We start from the raw sequence: 400 nt of genomic DNA, 5'->3' as shown, positions 1-400 counted from the left end.
AAAGACTGTGTTTTAAAGGGTGGGAAACTTTAGTTATAATCTTTGTGCCGTAAAACCAAGATAAACACCCCTCTCATATACAGAGTGCAGGACAAAGAGGCGATAAAATCTGAGAATCAGTTCCATCTGTCTGTGGCAAAACGTGGTTAGGCCTTAAAAAAATCTTGGCAGAAGTCATTCAATACATTCTACACAAGTTGAAAACTAGCTGTCAATGGCGTATTACTTCTGCGTTTTTCATGATGTTGTCTCCGTTGGCCGTGGGCAGCATGCCCTGCAATCGCTCGCACTGGTGGTAGTAAGCGCACGTGTTCTCTGTGCCGTTGCCCACTCGTGCGTGTATGAAGTATAATCGTTTTGTCTAACTTTTAGCAAGAATTTTAACATTATGAGTGCCCTT

It is taken from the genome of Prevotella sp. HMSC073D09 (genome assembly GCF_001814145.1).
Classification (GTDB): domain Bacteria; phylum Bacteroidota; class Bacteroidia; order Bacteroidales; family Bacteroidaceae; genus Prevotella; species Prevotella conceptionensis.
The sequence above is the reverse complement of the archived record's forward strand: the minus strand, read 5'-3'. Positions refer to the sequence as shown.